The sequence below is a fragment of the Algihabitans albus genome, from assembly GCF_003572205.1.
Lineage (GTDB): Bacteria > Pseudomonadota > Alphaproteobacteria > Kiloniellales > DSM-21159 > Algihabitans > Algihabitans albus.
The window spans coordinates 401,277-416,594 of sequence record NZ_QXNY01000003.1; the positions used below are offsets into that span (position 1 = coordinate 401,277).

At 62.3% G+C, this 15,318-nt stretch carries 15 protein-coding genes; 2 read left to right on the plus strand and 13 right to left on the minus strand.

The window, feature by feature from the left end; translation table 11 throughout:
* Positions 1–57: 57 nt before the first annotated feature.
* From DBZ32_RS08535 to DBZ32_RS08570, 8 genes are all read right to left on the minus strand, one after another.
* A complete protein-coding gene (locus DBZ32_RS08535) occupies positions 58–1,329 on the minus strand; it encodes a TRAP transporter large permease (RefSeq protein ID WP_119166712.1) in 1,272 nt (423 codons plus the stop codon).
* 18 nt (positions 1,330–1,347) lie between these two features.
* The gene (locus tag DBZ32_RS08540; protein ID WP_162906649.1) at positions 1,348–1,950 is read right to left on the minus strand and encodes a TRAP transporter small permease; all 603 of its coding nucleotides are present in this window, start codon (positions 1,948–1,950) and stop codon (positions 1,348–1,350) included.
* Positions 1,937–3,340 (minus strand): amidase, encoded by a 1,404-nt coding sequence (locus DBZ32_RS08545; RefSeq protein ID WP_119167014.1) that lies wholly within the window; start codon positions 3,338–3,340, stop codon positions 1,937–1,939. The genes DBZ32_RS08540 and DBZ32_RS08545 overlap by 14 nt, the downstream gene beginning before the upstream one ends.
* 14 nt (positions 3,341–3,354) lie before the next feature.
* Positions 3,355–3,585, minus strand: coding sequence for a hypothetical protein (locus DBZ32_RS08550; RefSeq protein ID WP_162906650.1), 231 nt, complete (start codon positions 3,583–3,585; stop codon positions 3,355–3,357).
* 50 nt (positions 3,586–3,635) lie between these two features.
* The gene (locus DBZ32_RS08555; protein WP_119166715.1) at positions 3,636–4,823 is read right to left on the minus strand and encodes a CaiB/BaiF CoA transferase family protein; all 1,188 of its coding nucleotides are present in this window, start codon (positions 4,821–4,823) and stop codon (positions 3,636–3,638) included.
* Between the two features lie 60 nt (positions 4,824–4,883).
* Positions 4,884–6,062 carry an acyl-CoA dehydrogenase family protein gene (locus DBZ32_RS08560; protein WP_119166716.1) on the minus strand — a complete coding sequence of 393 codons (1,179 nt, stop codon included), beginning with the start codon at positions 6,060–6,062 and terminating at the stop codon, positions 4,884–4,886.
* Positions 6,063–6,168: 106 nt separating this feature from the next.
* Complete coding sequence (locus tag DBZ32_RS08565) at positions 6,169–7,593, minus strand: MmgE/PrpD family protein (RefSeq protein WP_119166717.1); 1,425 nt, start codon at positions 7,591–7,593, stop codon at positions 6,169–6,171.
* 82 nt (positions 7,594–7,675) lie between these two features.
* Positions 7,676–8,170, minus strand: coding sequence for a MaoC family dehydratase (locus DBZ32_RS08570; RefSeq protein ID WP_235830104.1), 495 nt, complete (start codon positions 8,168–8,170; stop codon positions 7,676–7,678).
* Between the two features lie 120 nt (positions 8,171–8,290).
* On the opposite strand from DBZ32_RS08570, the gene DBZ32_RS08575 reads away from it, so the two are divergent.
* Positions 8,291–9,223 carry an HpcH/HpaI aldolase/citrate lyase family protein gene (locus DBZ32_RS08575; RefSeq protein WP_235830105.1) on the plus strand — a complete coding sequence of 311 codons (933 nt, stop codon included), beginning with the start codon at positions 8,291–8,293 and terminating at the stop codon, positions 9,221–9,223.
* A 204-nt stretch (positions 9,224–9,427) separates the two neighbouring features.
* Entirely contained in the window at positions 9,428–10,468 is a 1,041-nt protein-coding gene (dctP, locus tag DBZ32_RS08580) for a TRAP transporter substrate-binding protein DctP (RefSeq protein WP_119166718.1), read from the plus strand.
* Positions 10,469–10,606: 138 nt separating this feature from the next.
* Here dctP and DBZ32_RS08585 read toward each other — a convergent pair whose 3' ends face one another.
* The 5 genes from DBZ32_RS08585 to DBZ32_RS08605 are packed head-to-tail and all read right to left on the minus strand — an operon-like array spanning position 10,607 to position 15,243.
* Positions 10,607–11,686, minus strand: a complete 1,080-nt coding sequence (locus DBZ32_RS08585; protein WP_119166719.1) for a LacI family DNA-binding transcriptional regulator — start codon at positions 11,684–11,686, stop codon at positions 10,607–10,609.
* Complete coding sequence (locus DBZ32_RS08590; protein WP_119166720.1) at positions 11,664–12,746, minus strand: glycerol dehydrogenase; 1,083 nt, start codon at positions 12,744–12,746, stop codon at positions 11,664–11,666. The genes DBZ32_RS08585 and DBZ32_RS08590 overlap by 23 nt, the downstream gene beginning before the upstream one ends.
* Entirely contained in the window at positions 12,743–13,519 is a 777-nt protein-coding gene (locus tag DBZ32_RS08595) for an SDR family NAD(P)-dependent oxidoreductase (RefSeq protein ID WP_119166721.1), read from the minus strand. The genes DBZ32_RS08590 and DBZ32_RS08595 overlap by 4 nt, the downstream gene beginning before the upstream one ends.
* A 3-nt stretch (positions 13,520–13,522) precedes the next feature.
* The gene (locus DBZ32_RS08600) at positions 13,523–14,359 is read right to left on the minus strand and encodes a carbohydrate ABC transporter permease (protein WP_119166722.1); all 837 of its coding nucleotides are present in this window, start codon (positions 14,357–14,359) and stop codon (positions 13,523–13,525) included.
* Positions 14,356–15,243: a carbohydrate ABC transporter permease gene (locus DBZ32_RS08605; protein WP_162906651.1), complete on the minus strand. Its 888-nt coding sequence runs from the start codon at positions 15,241–15,243 to the stop codon at positions 14,356–14,358. Before DBZ32_RS08605 ends, DBZ32_RS08600 begins: the two co-directional genes overlap by 4 nt.
* Positions 15,244–15,318: the final 75 nt, after the last annotated feature.

Genomic DNA, 15,318 nt, shown 5'->3' on the forward strand with positions numbered 1-15,318 from the left:
AGTTTGGCGCGCGGTACCGCTGGTCGTCCTGAACCCCGCCAGGCCCAATATCGGCGGTCAACGCACAAGCATCAACGAGAGAAAGGGAATCGCATTGACCAGCGCCAGGAACAGCAACTGGGTCGCATAGAAAGGCAGAACACCACGCGCCATCACACCGATATCCAACCCGGTGATCCGGCTCATGACGAACAGGTTGAGCCCAATCGGCGGAGTCAAGGTCGCCAACTCTACCAGCGCGGTCATGATGACCGCGAAGTGTATTGGATCAATTCCGACGGACTGAGCCATCGGAAAAAGGATCGGGCTCAGCAAGACGATCATCGATACCCCGTCTAGAAACATACCGACCACGATCATCAGGAGATTCACGACCAGAAGGAACTGCCAGGGTTCCACCTGGTAGTCCTGCAGCAGAGAGATCAGCTCGTTAGCCAGTCCCAAGCGGGTCAGAACCGCCGTCAGCAAACCCGATCCGATCAGGACTCCGTAGATCATAACCGTCTGCAGCATCGAGTCCCGGGCGGTGAACCAGACATCCTTGAGGCCGACGGTGCGGTAGACCAGCAACACCAGCACCACCGCATAGATCGCTGCGAGCGCAGACACTTCTGTGGGCGTGAACCAGCCCATATAAATCGTCCCGATAATCAGGACAGGCATCATGATCGCGCCCGACGCACGCGGGAGCCGAGCCCGGAATTGGCGCCAGTCCGGCGGCTGCAGAGCATTGCCATAGCCCCGCAAGCGACTGATCACGATGGTCGTGATCGCCAGCATCACCGCCTCGATCAAGCCAGGCACGAGGCCTGCGATAAACAAATCGGTGATTGGAAGACCAACGATCGATCCGATCAGGATGAAGGTTAGCGACGGCGGAATCATCAAGCCCAGCGTGCCGCAGACGGCCACCACCGAGGCGGTGAACTGCCGGCTGTACCCCTCTCGCGGCAGAAGCTTGACGGCAGCCGGCCCGAGCGCCACGGCACAAGCGACCGAAGAGCCGTTCACCGCTGCAAAGAAGACGCTGGACGTCGCCAACGCCAAGGCCACTCCGCCACGAAACCAGCGTAGCACGCTGCCGACCAGCTCCAGGATAATCAGCGCAAGATCCCCGCGCGACATCAGGTTGCCGGCGAAGATGAAGAAAGGAATGGCCACCAACGCGTACTTGTCGATCGAGTCCCACGCCATCTGGGAAATCAGCACGACGGGAATACCGAGGTTGAAACTGAGCAGCCCGGCCGCGACGACGCCCAGTGCGATTGCGATATGCACACCGCTGGCAATCAGCACGAGCAGGAAAATGACGGCAACGAGGGTGGTCATGGCGCTCCCCAGAGGCGCTTAGGTAATGATCTCTTGATTCGGATCGTGCCCCCGCAGCAGCGCGTAGAGATTGCCGAGGAAGTAGAGCGCGTAGAGCATGCCGCCGACCGGCATGGCCAATCGAACCAGCCAGAGCGGCAGATAGAGATTCGAGTCCGTCAACATGCCGGTGAAGTGCAGGTGCTGGACCTCGCGCAGACCCGCGACGATCAGCAGAGTTGAGAAACCCAGACCGACAAGGGCGTTGAGGAAACCGGCAGCACGCTGCCAGCGGCTCGACAGCCTGCGCACGAGAAGATCCATGCGAATGAAGTGATGCTTTCGGCTGGCCGTCCCCAACGTCAAGAGCACACTCCAGACCACCAGAATGCGCACCAGCTCTTCCGCCCACCAGTGGCTTTCGGACAGCAGAGATCGACTCGTCGCCTCATAGAACATCACGACCATGGCGCCTGCCATGAAGGCCGTCGCCAGGTTCAGCAGGATGTTTTCTTCAAAGAACACCCAGACGCGCGGTAGGACCCGCACTTCCGGTGGCGTCAGCAGCAGCTCGGCCTCCTCGGCCATACGGCCGACTTCGTCTGCCTCCTGCGGACTCCCGACCGGATCACTGCGCGACACGCTGCGATCCTCCATCTTGCCGGGTGGCAACGGCTGCAGGTGGTATCGCGGAAAGCCAGTCGTTCGCTCGCTCGTAGACGTCCGCCACACGCAGCAGAGTCGCTTCGTCGCGCGGCCGACCGATCAGCTGCATGGCAATTGGCAAGCCCTTGCTATCGAAACCGACAGGTGTCACGAGACCGGGAAACCCCAGGTAGGACAGCGGCCGCGTAAGAACGGAGATGCCGGCCACCACCTCGGTCATGCGCGCATCGGCCGCCACGTCGGTCTCAACCGCCGTCGGCACCAAGGTCCGTAGCACAGGTGCCAGCATCAGATCGCAGGAGGCGAAAGCGCCTTCCAGCAGCGCGCGCGTGAAGAGGCTGCGTAACTGCTTGGCTTGTAGATGGTGAACCGCCGAGACCGTCAGTCCCTGTAACAGGCGCGCCCGCACTTGATCCCCGTAATCCTCGGGCCGCTCCGTCAGCCACGTCAGGTGCAGTGCGGCGGCCTCCGGCGTGAACACCAGATTGGCGAGATCGCCGAGAGTACCGTGGTCGGGTAAATCGACAGACCGGACCCGGGCACCCAGACGCTCCAACTCGCGGCGTGCCGCCTCCAACGCCTGCCCGACCTCCGGAACCAAGTCGTCGAAATAGAATTGCGCGGGAAGGCCAATCGTCAGGCCCTCGAGGCTGCGTCGCGAGAGAGCCTCAACATGCCGGGACGTATCGAGCAGGACATCCATCAGCAGCGCGAGATCTTCGGATGAGCGGGCGAGCACTCCGGGACAGTCGAGGCTGTCCGAGAGCGGCATCATCCCATGGCGATCGAGCAAGCCCTGGGTCGGTTTCAAACCGACGGTTCCGCAGATAGCGGCCGGCAGTCGCACCGATCCACCGGTGTCCGACCCGAGAGCACCGAACACCAGACGCGCGGCGACGGCTGCGCCCGAGCCGCTGGAGGAACCGCCACTGATGTAGTCGGGATTCCAGGGGTTCCGGCAAGAGCCGTAGTGGGCGTTGTGACCGGTCGGACCCATCGCGAACTCCGCCATGTGCAACCCGCCGAGCGTCACCGCACCAGCCGCTTCGAGGCGCGCGACCAGACTGGAACTGGTGCCGGGAACGAAGTGCCGACGAATCAGCGACCCGCAGGTACAGCGACGGCCTGCTCGGTAGAACATATCCTTGTGCGCGAGCGGGAGGCCATGCAGTGGGCCGAGCGGACGCCCTGCCTGTAGTTCGGCGTCGCAAGCCCGCGCCGTCGCCAAGGCCGCTTCGGTCTCGACGGAAATGAAAGCATTGAGCCGTCCCTGCTCGGCAGCCACAGCATCGAGACAGTTCGCCGTCAACTCCTCGGCAGAGATCCTGCGGTCGCGCAGCGCCTGACCCGCCGCTGTCAGGGTCATGAGACGCGGTTCCTTCACGACGTCGTTCCATCGGATTCGTCAGCAGCCATAAGCGACGCATGTTCGCTTGGCGAAACCTCAAAGAGAGTTCGCTCCGGTAAGCTTTCGGCGAGGAGACGAACCTGAGCCTGCAGTCGGTTAGACCCATAAGTAAAGAGTCCGGCGGCGTGCGATTGCGGTTCGGACTCCCAATTCAAACCGAAGATCTGTCTGAAATACTCGATTGCGAACTCCTGATCGGACATATCGCGTTTTTCCTGGACCATTGTTCGTTTCTCTGCCGAGCGACCAGGTCCTACACAACGCCGTCGCGGCGCAACTCGGCAATCCGCTCTGCATCGAAGCCCAAACCTCCGAGCAGTTCGGCGGTGTCCGAACCCAGTGTCGGAGCGGCGCGCGTCGGTAGATCCTGTCCGGAAATGCGCAAGGGGCTGGCAAGCATCTCCACCGGCGCACCTTCGTCACGGGTAAAACTCGCGAGATTTCCCCTGTCGCGCACGAAGGAACTGTCCAAGGCCTGAGCGACATCATAGACCGGCGACGCTGGAATGCTGCCGCCCAAACGCTCCATCCACGCTTCGGTCGTCTGCTCGCTCAGGATGCCGTCCAACAGTTCGGTCAGAAGATCGCGGTGCGTCAGCCGGTTCTCGAAGCTATTGAAACGCGGGTCTTCCGCCCACTCCGGGCGACCGAGCTTCGCAGCCAGAATCGGCCAGAACTTCTCCTTGTTGCACATGAGGAAGATCCAGCCGTCTTTCGTTTTGTAGAGCTGCGACGGTGTCAACGAGGGGTGTGCCGAACGTGTCTCACGTCCTTGCACGTAGCCGCCGTTGAGATACCAGGTCGCCAAGTAGGTCTGGTTATGCAGGGCCGTGTCGAACAGAGAGGTGTCGACGTCCATGCCGACCCCGCGCGCCCGCGCCCCGATCACCCCGGAGGCCAAGCCGAAGGCCGCCATCAAGCCGGCCATCATGTCGACGATCGACAAGCCCATACGAGCGGGAGGACCGTTCGGTTCGCCCGTCAAACGGAGGTAACCGGCCTCGGCTTGCATCAGATAGTCGTAGCCCGGCCAGGTCTTGCGCGGTCCGTCCCGTCCGTAGGCGGAGAGGTGAGCGCAAACGATCTTTGGATTGACATCTTTCAGCGCCTCGTAGGTGATGCCGAGCTTCTCCGGCAGATCGCCGCGCAGATTGTCGAGCACGGCGTCCGCCTCCTGGACGAGGGCGTGGAATATGCGCCGACCTTCAGGGTGCTTCAGATTCAGCGTCATGCTGCGCTTATTTCGATTGAAAGCCTGATAGAAGTGGCTGTCGCCTTCGGAGAAGTAGAAGGGGCCGACCTGACGCCCGACATCACCGGCATCCAAGGGATTCTCGATCTTGATGACGTCGGCGCCGAGATCGGCCAGCAGCATCGTACCGAAAGGACCGGCGCCGTACTGCTCGACTGCGACGACTTTCATACCATCGAGAGGAAGCATACTGGTCTCCAATCGTCTGTCTTAAAGAGTCTTGCGTCCGACCTGCTCAAACGGGGCGGTTCAAATGGGACTGCGTTCGATCAGACGTTTGGCGATCACCAAACGCTGGATTTCGTTGGTCCCCTCTCCGATGCAGAGCAAGGGTGCGTCGCGATAGAGGCGCTCGACCACGAACTCCTTGCTGTAGCCGTAACCTCCATGGATACGCATCGCCTCCAGGGCGTTCTCGACACCTGCCTCGCTGGCGAAGAGTTTGGCCATGCCAGCTTCGAAGTCGCAGCGCTCGCCACGATCCAGCACATCTGCCGCCCGTTCGGTGAGCAACCGCGCCGCGGCAACACGGGTGGCCATGTCGGCCAGTTTGAGAGCGATCGCCTGATGCTGATGAATCGGCTTCCCGAAGGTGGACCGCTGCTGGCTGTATTTCACCGACTCGTCCAGGGCCGCCTGGGCAACGCCGACCGCGCGCGCAGCGATGTTGACCCGCCCGAGTTCCAGGCCGGAGATGGCGTTGGCCAGACCCTGCCCTTCGACGCCGCCGATTAGGCGATCGGCCGGCACTTCGTAGTCTTCGAAGATCAGCTCGGCCGAATCGATCCCTTTGTAACCCAGCTTTTCCAGCTTGCGGCTGACCTTGAAGCCCTCTCCCTTCTCCGCGAGTAGCATCGACATACCTTTGTGACGCGGCTCGGCCTTGAGATCCGTCTTGACCAGCAGTGCAAAGCAACTTCCTTGGATGCCGTTGGAGATCCAGGTCTTTGTGCCATTGACGACGTAGCGGTCGCCGTCGCGTCGGGCCACCGTGCGGATCGCCTGCAGGTCGGTGCCGCAATCGGGCTCGGTCAAGGCCAGGCCGCCACGCAGTTCGCCGGTTGCGAAGCGTGGCAGGAAGGTCCGACGCTGTTGCTCGGTGCCCATGCGTTGGACGATGAAGGACATAATCAGGTGGCTGTTGATGATCCCCGACAGCGACATCCAGACCGACGAAATGCGCTCGATGATCTTTGCGTAGACCGACGGACGCAGCCCGAGACCGCCGTAGGTCTCGTCGATGATCGCACCGAATAGTCCCATTTCCTTCATCTGCTCGACGATCTCGGTGGGATAGATGTCGCCGTGCTCAAGTTCCATGACTTTCGGGCGAACGTCGCGCTCCAACCAACGCTCGACGCTGTCCAGGATCATGCTTTCCTGTTCCAATCGCTCGCCCTGCAAGTTTCCTGCGGCCTCGGCGGTCATCGATTCGATCCTCGCGGTTTTCCGTATCGGAAGAAGAGTCGGTGTGGCGGGCTGCAGCGTACCTTTGCGCGCCGCCACGGAGTGGTCCCGGACGTCCGTCGGACGCTCAAGCGGCACTACGGCCGAGACGGTCGAAACTGTGTCGGGCCTCCGGCGCTTGATCGAGGTCGAGTAAGGCGGTCTCGCAGCGCGCGACCGCCCGCGCATCGACGACCAGGCCGGCATTGGCTCGATACTTCTCCACGATCTCGGGGTTCGACAGCGGCCGTTCGGCGGCACCGCGGTTGACCTCTTCCCGATGACTCCGCACCTCGCCGCCCGAAAGTGTCACCACCAGTTCCCCCGAGTAGCTTCTCGGGAAGGGCGAGCTTGGATCGACGCGATAGGAGACACGTTCCGCCAACGCGAGGATCTGGGGGTCGGCCAGAACATCGGCCGCAAGTTCGGCCAGGGTAAAACGGCCGCGCCGGAAAGCGGCCGCAACCAGGAAAGGAACGGAGAACTGTGCATCGTAGCTGTTGGCAGGACGCTTCTTGTTCACTTCCGGCTCGCAAACGACCTCCACCACCTCGGCCGGCACGAGGGCTTCGATCGCCTCGATACGGTCGGGGTCGAGGCCCTGACGCAGCAACTCTAGCGCGGCATCGATACATCCGTGGGTGAAGTGGCAGGCTGGGAACGGCTTGATGGCCGTGTTCATGAGCTCCCACCGGCTGGTCAGCCCCGCCGTTGCGAGCGAGAGATCCGAGCCCGAGACGTCTTCGCCCATATAGGAGGCATAGAGGCCGTAGCGACCGTCATAGGGACGGGAGATACCGACGAACTCTTCACGCGCCAGAGCCGCGGCCGTTAGACCGGCGTTAGCAGCCCAACCCGGGTGGAGCCGCTTGTTCCAGGCCCCGTCTTCAAGAAACTCCAAACTGCCGGAGGCCAGTGACAGAGCGATGCCCTGTGCCTGGACAAGCTGACTCTCGGTCAAACCGAAAAGACGTCCGGCCGCCAAGGCGCAGCCGAACACCCCAACCAGGCCGGTCGGGTGAAAACCGGCCCGATGAAAGCCGCCGCGGGCAACCATGCCCAATCGAGCAGCCGCCTCTACGCCCAGGACGTAGGCGGTGACCGCGTCGCGCCCACTGGCCCCGGTTGCGTAGGCGGCCGCCATCACGGTCGGAAAGATGCTGGCTGTGGGATGCAGGACGGCAGCTATATGCGTATCGTCGAAGTCCAACCCGTGGCACAGCAGGCCGTTCAGCGTGGCGGCATCGCGCAGCGGCAAACGAGCCGGCAGACCGATTGCCGGCACGTCCCCCGTCCCTCCGAGAGCCCGCAGGGCCGTGAGGACTCTCAAGGCGAAGTCCTCTCGGCTCGCTGCCAGGGCGATGCCGGCGGCATCGAGCATGTGGTGAACGGCCCGCTGGCGCACTCCCTCGGGGATCTGATGCGACTCGGTGACGGCGACAAAGGCGGCAAGGGTTTTCTGAATCGGAACCGCCTCCGGCGGCGCGGTATCCTGGACGACGTGAACGCTCATGCTTTCCTCCGATGGCGGCGCTTCGCGGACCGCTCCTATGCTGGCTGCTTGCCCGTCGGCATGGCTCTCTTCCGGCCGCGGATCATTCTCCGATACCGTGCCCGCGTTTCGGGATCAGACTGTTGCGAACGAAGGTCATGAAGCCGGTCCCGTCCGCCTTGTAGCCTTCGGTCCGGGTGGTGACGATGCCCTGCGAGGGGCGCGACTTGGAGGGCCGCACTGCCATCACTTCGCTGCGGGCGTAGACCGTATCGCCCGGGAACACCGGCGCCGTCAGCTTGATCTGTTCCCAGCCGAGATTCGCGATGGCCTGTGCGCTGATGTCGTCAACCGTCATTCCGAGCACGATCGCCAACGTGAGACCGCTGTTGACCAGTGGCTTGCCGAACTCCGACTTCGCCGCAAAGGCGCTGTCGCAATGCATCGGATGCCGATTCATGGTCATCAGGCTGAAATTTATATTGTCCGCTTCGGTGATGGTGCGGCCCGGACGATGCTCGTAGACGTCCCCAACCTCGAAGTCCTCCAGATATCGACCGAGTTGCCTGACGATCCCGGCGCTCCGCCCGTGCTGCACGTCGCATTCCTCCTGCTGAGGGACCTGCTCCAAATCCCAGTTGGAGCAGGTTTCGGCTTGAACTAGATTATTTGTTCATATCATTTTGCATGCGCTATTCGAAATAGAAAGGCTCAATTTATGTCGGAAGCCATGACCTCCCCCACGGCAACTGCCCATCCGACCGCCACCCGGTCGATCGCGTCCGGCGGGGAGCGGTTGCCGCGACGCTCCTACCTCTACGTTCCGGGCAGCAGACCGGAACGCTTTGAAAAGGCTATGCAATCTGCGGCGGATGCGGTCATCATCGACCTGGAAGACGCCGTTCCCTTCAGCGAGAAGGATCGCGCACGTGCCGCTGCCTGCGCTTTTCTTATCCCGAGTCATACTGCCGAGGCCGAGCGGGAGATCTTCGTTCGCATAAACGGACTGGGAAGCCGTGTAGGCTTCTGCGACCTTCTGGCCCTCACTACCCCGGAGATATCGGCAGGCGGACGACTGAGCGGCCTCCTGCTTCCAAAGGTCGGCTCAGCCGACGAGCTTCGCCTGGTCGAGAAACTATTCGACGAAGCGGACCTGCCGGCCGAGATCGCGGCAATTATCGAAACAGCCGAAGGCGTGGAGCAGGCCGCAGCCATCGCCGCAGCCACGCCGCGCCTCACCACGTTGATGTTCGGCGGCGCGGATCTGGCGGCCGACCTGGGGGTCGAACTGGCTTGGGCGCCCCTTCTCTACGCACGCGCCCGGATCGTTCAAGCCGCGGCACTGCATGGAAAGACAGCCGTCGAGATGCCTTGGATCGAATTGGACGACGAAGCCGGCTATCACGAAGACCTCAGCCGCAGCTTCGCCTTAGGATTTGCGGCAAGAGCGGCGATCCACCCGAAACAGATCGCGGCGATTCACGCAGCTCTCGCGCCCTCGACTGAAGCGCTCGCTCGAGCAGAACGGATCGTCGCCGCCTTCGAAGCTTCGAATGGCGGCGCTTGCCTGCTGGACGGGAGTCTGGTGGAGCGCCCCATTATTCGGCGTTGCCAAAGACTTCTCGCGCTGGCGGAGCGAAGCAGCCGCTAGCCGCCCTTTGCTCCGCGACCTTCTTAGGCCGTGAAAAGTCGAATGAATTTTCGCATGCTATGAAAATTAATCGAACAAATTTATTTCTCATGCGTCGATTTTGGATAACATCCTTCTTCCTGACGGTCTTCCGCGGCGATCTTCTAGGGCGGCGGGACGAGCGGGCGGGAGCAAAAGAACCCTAGGGTCCACCGGGAGGACACGATGTTTAAGATCTTACGTCGCGGCGCAGCCGCAACCGCGCTGGCTCTCGCCGGCATTGTCGCGGCGCCGGCCGTTGCACCGACGACCGCACAGCAGGCCTTCGCAGCGGACGAGCCGATCGAGATGATCATGACCAACGAGATCGCCACCTCGCATTGGACGGCGGCGCTCATGGAGGATTTCGCGGCAACCATCCGCAGCCGCAGCGACGGGCGGATCGAACCCAAGATCTTCCACGCCGGCGCCCTCTACAAGGACCGCGATGCCGTGGCCGCGCTGGGGACCGGGGCCGTTCACATGGTTTGGCCGGTGAGCGTGCAGTTGGAGTCGCTGGCTCCGGAATACGGAGTCATCAACCTGCCCTTCGCCATCGACGACGAGCTCATGCTCACCGAGGGCGCGGCTGATGCCCTGACGGACCTGCTGTCCGGCTTCGTCGAGGATCGCGGCTTCAGGGTGATGGGATTGATGCGCACCGCCGATCTGGTCTTTCTTTTCCCCGAAAAGCCCGTGCATACGCCTGCGGACCTCGAGGGTGACAAGGTACGCCTGACTGGCGGCACGGTCTTGCAACAGCTGATGCGCGAACTCGGCGCCAGCCCGATCAGCATGCCGGCCACCGAGATGGCCGCCGCCCTGATGCAGGGAGCGATCGACGGTATCTTCACCTCCGCCGGCGGTTGGGAAATGGTCGGCACGAACGCCGCACAGGTGGCGACCTGGGTCCCAGGCCTGAGCGTTCTGACCTACACAGTGGTCGCCGATGCCAAGTGGATCGACAACCTGCCGCCGGACCTGCGAGAGATCGTGGAGACGACGGTCGCGGAACTGGTCGCCGACCAATGGCGCAACGGCATGCAAAGCGACCAGGAAACCATGGAGAAGATGATCGCTGCGGGCGGCGAGCTGGTGACGGTCGACGAAGCTGCCGTAGCGGAGTTCCGCACTCTCGCCGAGCGGGCTTCCGAAGCCTTCACCGAACGGCACCCGGAGGTCTGGGACGAGTTCCGTCAGACCGTGTCGGCCTATCGCAAGGACTGAGGCTGTCCCACGACCAAGCTGCAACACGACGAGATACGAAGGAGCATCCAGGGACCGGTGGATCCACCTGCCGGTCCCTGCCCCTTGGCGGCAGCCGGGGGGTGGCTCAAGACCCGCAGAAGAACGCGCGAGACGCTCTCAGGCCTGCTTGCGGGCGGCTTTTAAGGTGGCGACACTCTGTCGGTCGACGACGTCGCCGGCTGGAACGACGACCTCGATTGTTTCGCGGCGGTCTTCCAGAATTTCGATCAGCCCCTCCGTGGCACGCGCGGCGATCTGCTCGACCGGAACTTCCAAGGTTGTCAGCGGCGGATAGAGCATGTCAGCCAGAGAACCGTTATGGAAAGACAGAAAGGAGATGTCTCGTGGGATCTCCAGTCCGGCCTTGTGTACCGTAGCCATCGCCCCGGCGGCGGCCACCAGCGTCACGACGAAGACGGCCGTCGGCAGCGGAGAGGCAGTGTCGAGAATCTGCTGCATCGCGCGTTCGCCACCGCGCTGATCGTAGCCCGAGGTCGCAACGAGGCCCGGATCATAAGCGATCCCAGCTTCTTCGAGAGCACGGCGATACCCTTCGAGGCGCATCTTGGCGTTGAAACGGGTCTGCTCGCCGGCTAGGTGGGCAATCCGCCGGTGCCCTCGCTCGATGAGATACGTCGTTGCCCGAGAAGCGCCATCCACCTCATCGCACATGACATAGTTCGCCGAGGCCTCGCCCTGCCGGTTGACCAAGACGAACGGCACGTCCAATGCCTTCAACGCGACCATCTGGGCAGCCTCGTCACGCAAGGTGGCGACCAACAGCCCGTCTACGCGGTTCTGGTTGACCAACTGGTCGTAGACGGAGGTGTCGGAGCTGTCGCCGGTTTGCGAGATCAGCAGCATGTAGCCGCGTTCACGCGCGGTGTTCGAAGCACCAACTATGATCTGCGCATAGACTGGATTGATGACCTGAGGAACGACGATACCGAGCGACCGCGAGCGCGAAGACCGCAGACTCTGCGCGATCTGGTTCGGCTTGTAGCGCAAGTCCTCGGCCGCCTTGAAGACGCGCTCCCGGGTCTCCTCGCGAACCGTCAGCTGACCGACGCCACGCAGCAGGCGCGAAGCAGTCGACTTGTCGACACCGGCACGCTCTGCAACATCCTTCAGGGTGGCACGCCGCGCGGTGGGCTCCCTATGAGATCCTGCCTCGCTATCTCGGTCGCGTGCACTCATCCGCTATGTCCATCGCCGAAAGGATCGCGTCCGCATCCAATGGAAGGTTGAAATTGCCGATGTAGGGAGCGGCGAGCGTCAGCTCAGCCACTTTTTCCCGATCGGCTCGTTTGATTTCTCGATCTGCTAACGCCTGCAAGCTCACAGGTAGCGATATATCCGACAGGAAACCACCGATCCGCGCAAGTTCATCGGCGTCACGACCCTCCGCAGCCATCTGCACCAGCGTGCCGTAGGCAACCATCTCACCGTGCAACGCATTACGGCACTGCGGCAAGGCCGTCAGGCCCCGCAGCAGAGCATGAGCGATCGACAAGCCGCCACTCTCGAACGCGAGTCCACTCAACAGAACCGCTGCCTCGACCACCAGTTCCAGTTCGTCGGTGATCTCCTGTCGACCGACGGCCGCCATGGCGCCAGCAGCGTTCTGGAGCAAAATCTCGTGTGCGGCAACGGCCAGAATCCGGGCGGTATGCAGACTTGGCGTCCCGAAGAAGTTACGCCCTCCAGCTGCGATCGCCTGGCCAACCTCATAGCGCTTGCTGAAGGCATCGCCGATTCCAGCCGCGAGGAAACGCTTCGGCGCCGCGACAATGACGTCGGTATCCACCAGCACGGCATCGGGATTGCGGCGTAGCTGCTCGACGTGACTGACCCGATGGGTCTCGTCGTAAAAGACGATCAGGCGGCTGGTCGGCGAGTCGTTCGAAGCGATGCTGGGCGCGATGATCAAGCGACTATCGAGCGCGCGCGCAACCGCCTTGGAAAGATCGATTGTCTTGCCGCCGCCGAAGCCAACGACCAAATCGGCTGACTCTGCCTGCGCTTTCAGGGACTCGGCTGCGGCCGGAGTGCATTCCGTCGGGCTTGCCAGCCGGATCACCCTCAAGGCCGCATCTTGCAAGCTGCGCTCCGCACGCGCAGCAGCTCCGGCCACCACCGGATCGGCAATCAGTACGGCGTCGCCACCCCCCAGGTCGGCGGCCGTCTCGCCCAGATGCTCCAAGGCGCCAGGGCCCTGCAGATAGCGGCCTGGGAAACCGAAGATCCGTACCGTCATGCCGCACCCCAGTAGAAGTCGCGGCGCCCCCCGTCGAGGCAGATCAAAGCCCCATTTATGAAAGCCGCCTGAGCGGAGCAGAGAAAAGCGACCAACGCACCCACCTCCTCCGGTTTGCAGAAGCGTCCGACCGGATTCTGTTCGACGATCACCCTTCGCTTTTCGGAACCCATCGCGGCCAGCAGTTCGGTCTCGACGTAACCGGGCGCGATGGCGTTGACCGTGATTCCGGACGACCCGAGTTCCTTGGCCAAGGTGCTGGTGAAGCCCGCGATGCCGGCCTTGGCGGCAGCGTAGTGCGCGACGCCGGGCCGGCCGCCACCAGTGAAATTCATCGAGGAAGTATTGACGATCCGGCCGAAGTCCGCCGCCGTCATGACCTTTGCCGCGGCGCGGCTGCACAGGAAAGCGCTGCGCATATGAACGTGAATCATCTCATCCCAAGCCGTAACCGGCAGGTCTACGACCCGCGTGCCCAAGTACCGGCCCGAGATACCGGCGTTGTTCACCAGGATGTCCAGTCGGCCGAAGCGGTCGGCGACCGACCGAACCAACTCGTCGGCACCTGCCTCCTCGGCCACGTCGGCCACGAAGGGTTCGCAGGCAGCCCCATTTGCGCGCATCCGCTCTGCGGCAGCGGCCGCGCGCGCCTTGTCCAGGTCGTTGAGAGCGATCACCGCACCTTCGGCGGCCAGCGCTTCGACCTCGGCCAGTCCGATGCCTCTGGCCGCGCCCGTAACCAACGCAACGCGGCCCTTCAGATCCAGGTTCATGCACTAGCCCTTGGTTGCCCCGGCCGCCAGGCCCTGAATGAAGTAGCGGCTGAGGAAGACGAACATGACGAACAAAGGCAAGGCGATCAGCGTTGCCCCCGCCATCACCTCTCCCCAGCGAACGTCGAAGGTGCCGAGGATCGAGGCCAATCCGACCGGTAAGGTCTTCTGGGCGTCACTGGAAAGCAGGACGAAAGCGAAGATGTAGTCGGTCCAGGATAGCAGGAAGGAGAAGATGGCCACTGTCACGATGCCAGGCAGAGACAGAGGAAGAACGACCAGGACAAAGGCCCCCATGCGCGAGCAGCCATCTACCATCGCTGCCTCTTCCAACTCGAAAGGCATCGATTTGAAGAACCCCCAGAACAGCCAAATGCCGAGTGGTAGAGTCAGGGTGCAGTGGGCGACGACAACGGCCAGCAGGGTGTCCGAGAGACCGACCGAAGCAAAGAGCGACAGCAGGGGAATCGCCAACAGCAGCGGCGGAAACATGTAGGCATAGAGCATGCTGCTGATCAGCAGAGACTTACCCGGCATACGGTAGCGCGTGATGGTGTAAGCAACGACAATCGAGACCGTCAGAGTGATCGTCACGACGCTAAGGGCGACGATGACGCTGTTCGCGAACTGCTGAAGATAGTTGGTGGTGTCGAGCAGATCGTAATAGCTCTGCAGCGAAAGCGGCCAGCTCGGGACGAGCGAGGGATCGCGGAACAGCTGCGAAGGCGCCCGCAAGCTGGAAAGAACCATCCAGTAGATCGGGAGAAACGACCAGGCGCAGACCAGCAGGATGGCGGCGGCGATCGCGATCCGAGCGGCCGGAGAGCCGGAGCGGGTCATTGCGACGCCTCCTTCTCATCCAATGGGAAGAAATGGAAATAGACGAAGATCAGGATCGAGAGGATCAGGAACGAAATGGTGGCGATGGTGGCACCGCCACCGATGTCGAACTGTGTGAAGGTACGCCGATAAGCCAAGATCGGTAGATGCTCGGTCGCGGATAACGGGCCACCCTTGGTCAATAGCCAGACGATATCGAACTTGTTGAACATCCAGATCGAACGCAGCAGCACGATCACGGTCAGAACGGGCGCGAGCGCCGGGATCGTGATGTGCCAGAAGCGGTACCAGCCGTTGGCGCCATCGACGCGAGCCGCCTCGTAGAGACTCTTCGGCACGGTCTGCAGCGCTGCCAGGAAGGTAATGGTGACGAAAGGCGTCCAGGTCCAAACACTGACAATGATAACCATGGAGAGAGCAGCCCAGGGCGTCTCGAACCAAGCAGGTCGATCGAAGCCGAGCGCCATTGCCCAATTGGTGAAGAGCCCGAAGGAACCATCGAGCATCCACTGGAACGCCAAGGCTACTACGATCGTCGGCAGCAGATAGGGCAGCACCGCGATGCCGCGGACCATCGGACGACCGCGGAAAGGCTTGTTCAGTAGCAGCGCGAAAATGATGCCAAGCACGACCTGGAACAGAATAGCGAAGCCGGCGAAGATGAAACCAACCCGCAGCGAATGCCAGAAGTCGCTATCGCTCAATACGCGCAGATAGTTATCCCACCCAGCCCAGGTAGCCTCTCCGACAAAGGATGTGGAGCTGTAGAAGCTCAGTTGGACGGCATGAAAGACCGGAACCAGGACCAGACCGGCGGTGGTGAGGACAGCCGCCAGGAACATCGCAAGGATGATCCGGTCGCTCGGTGTTGAAAAATGACGCATCTGCGTCTCCGCTCGGAGTGTCGGAAGCGAACCCTTCTTACGACGGTCGGCGCCTGCAGCGCCGAGGTCTTGGGC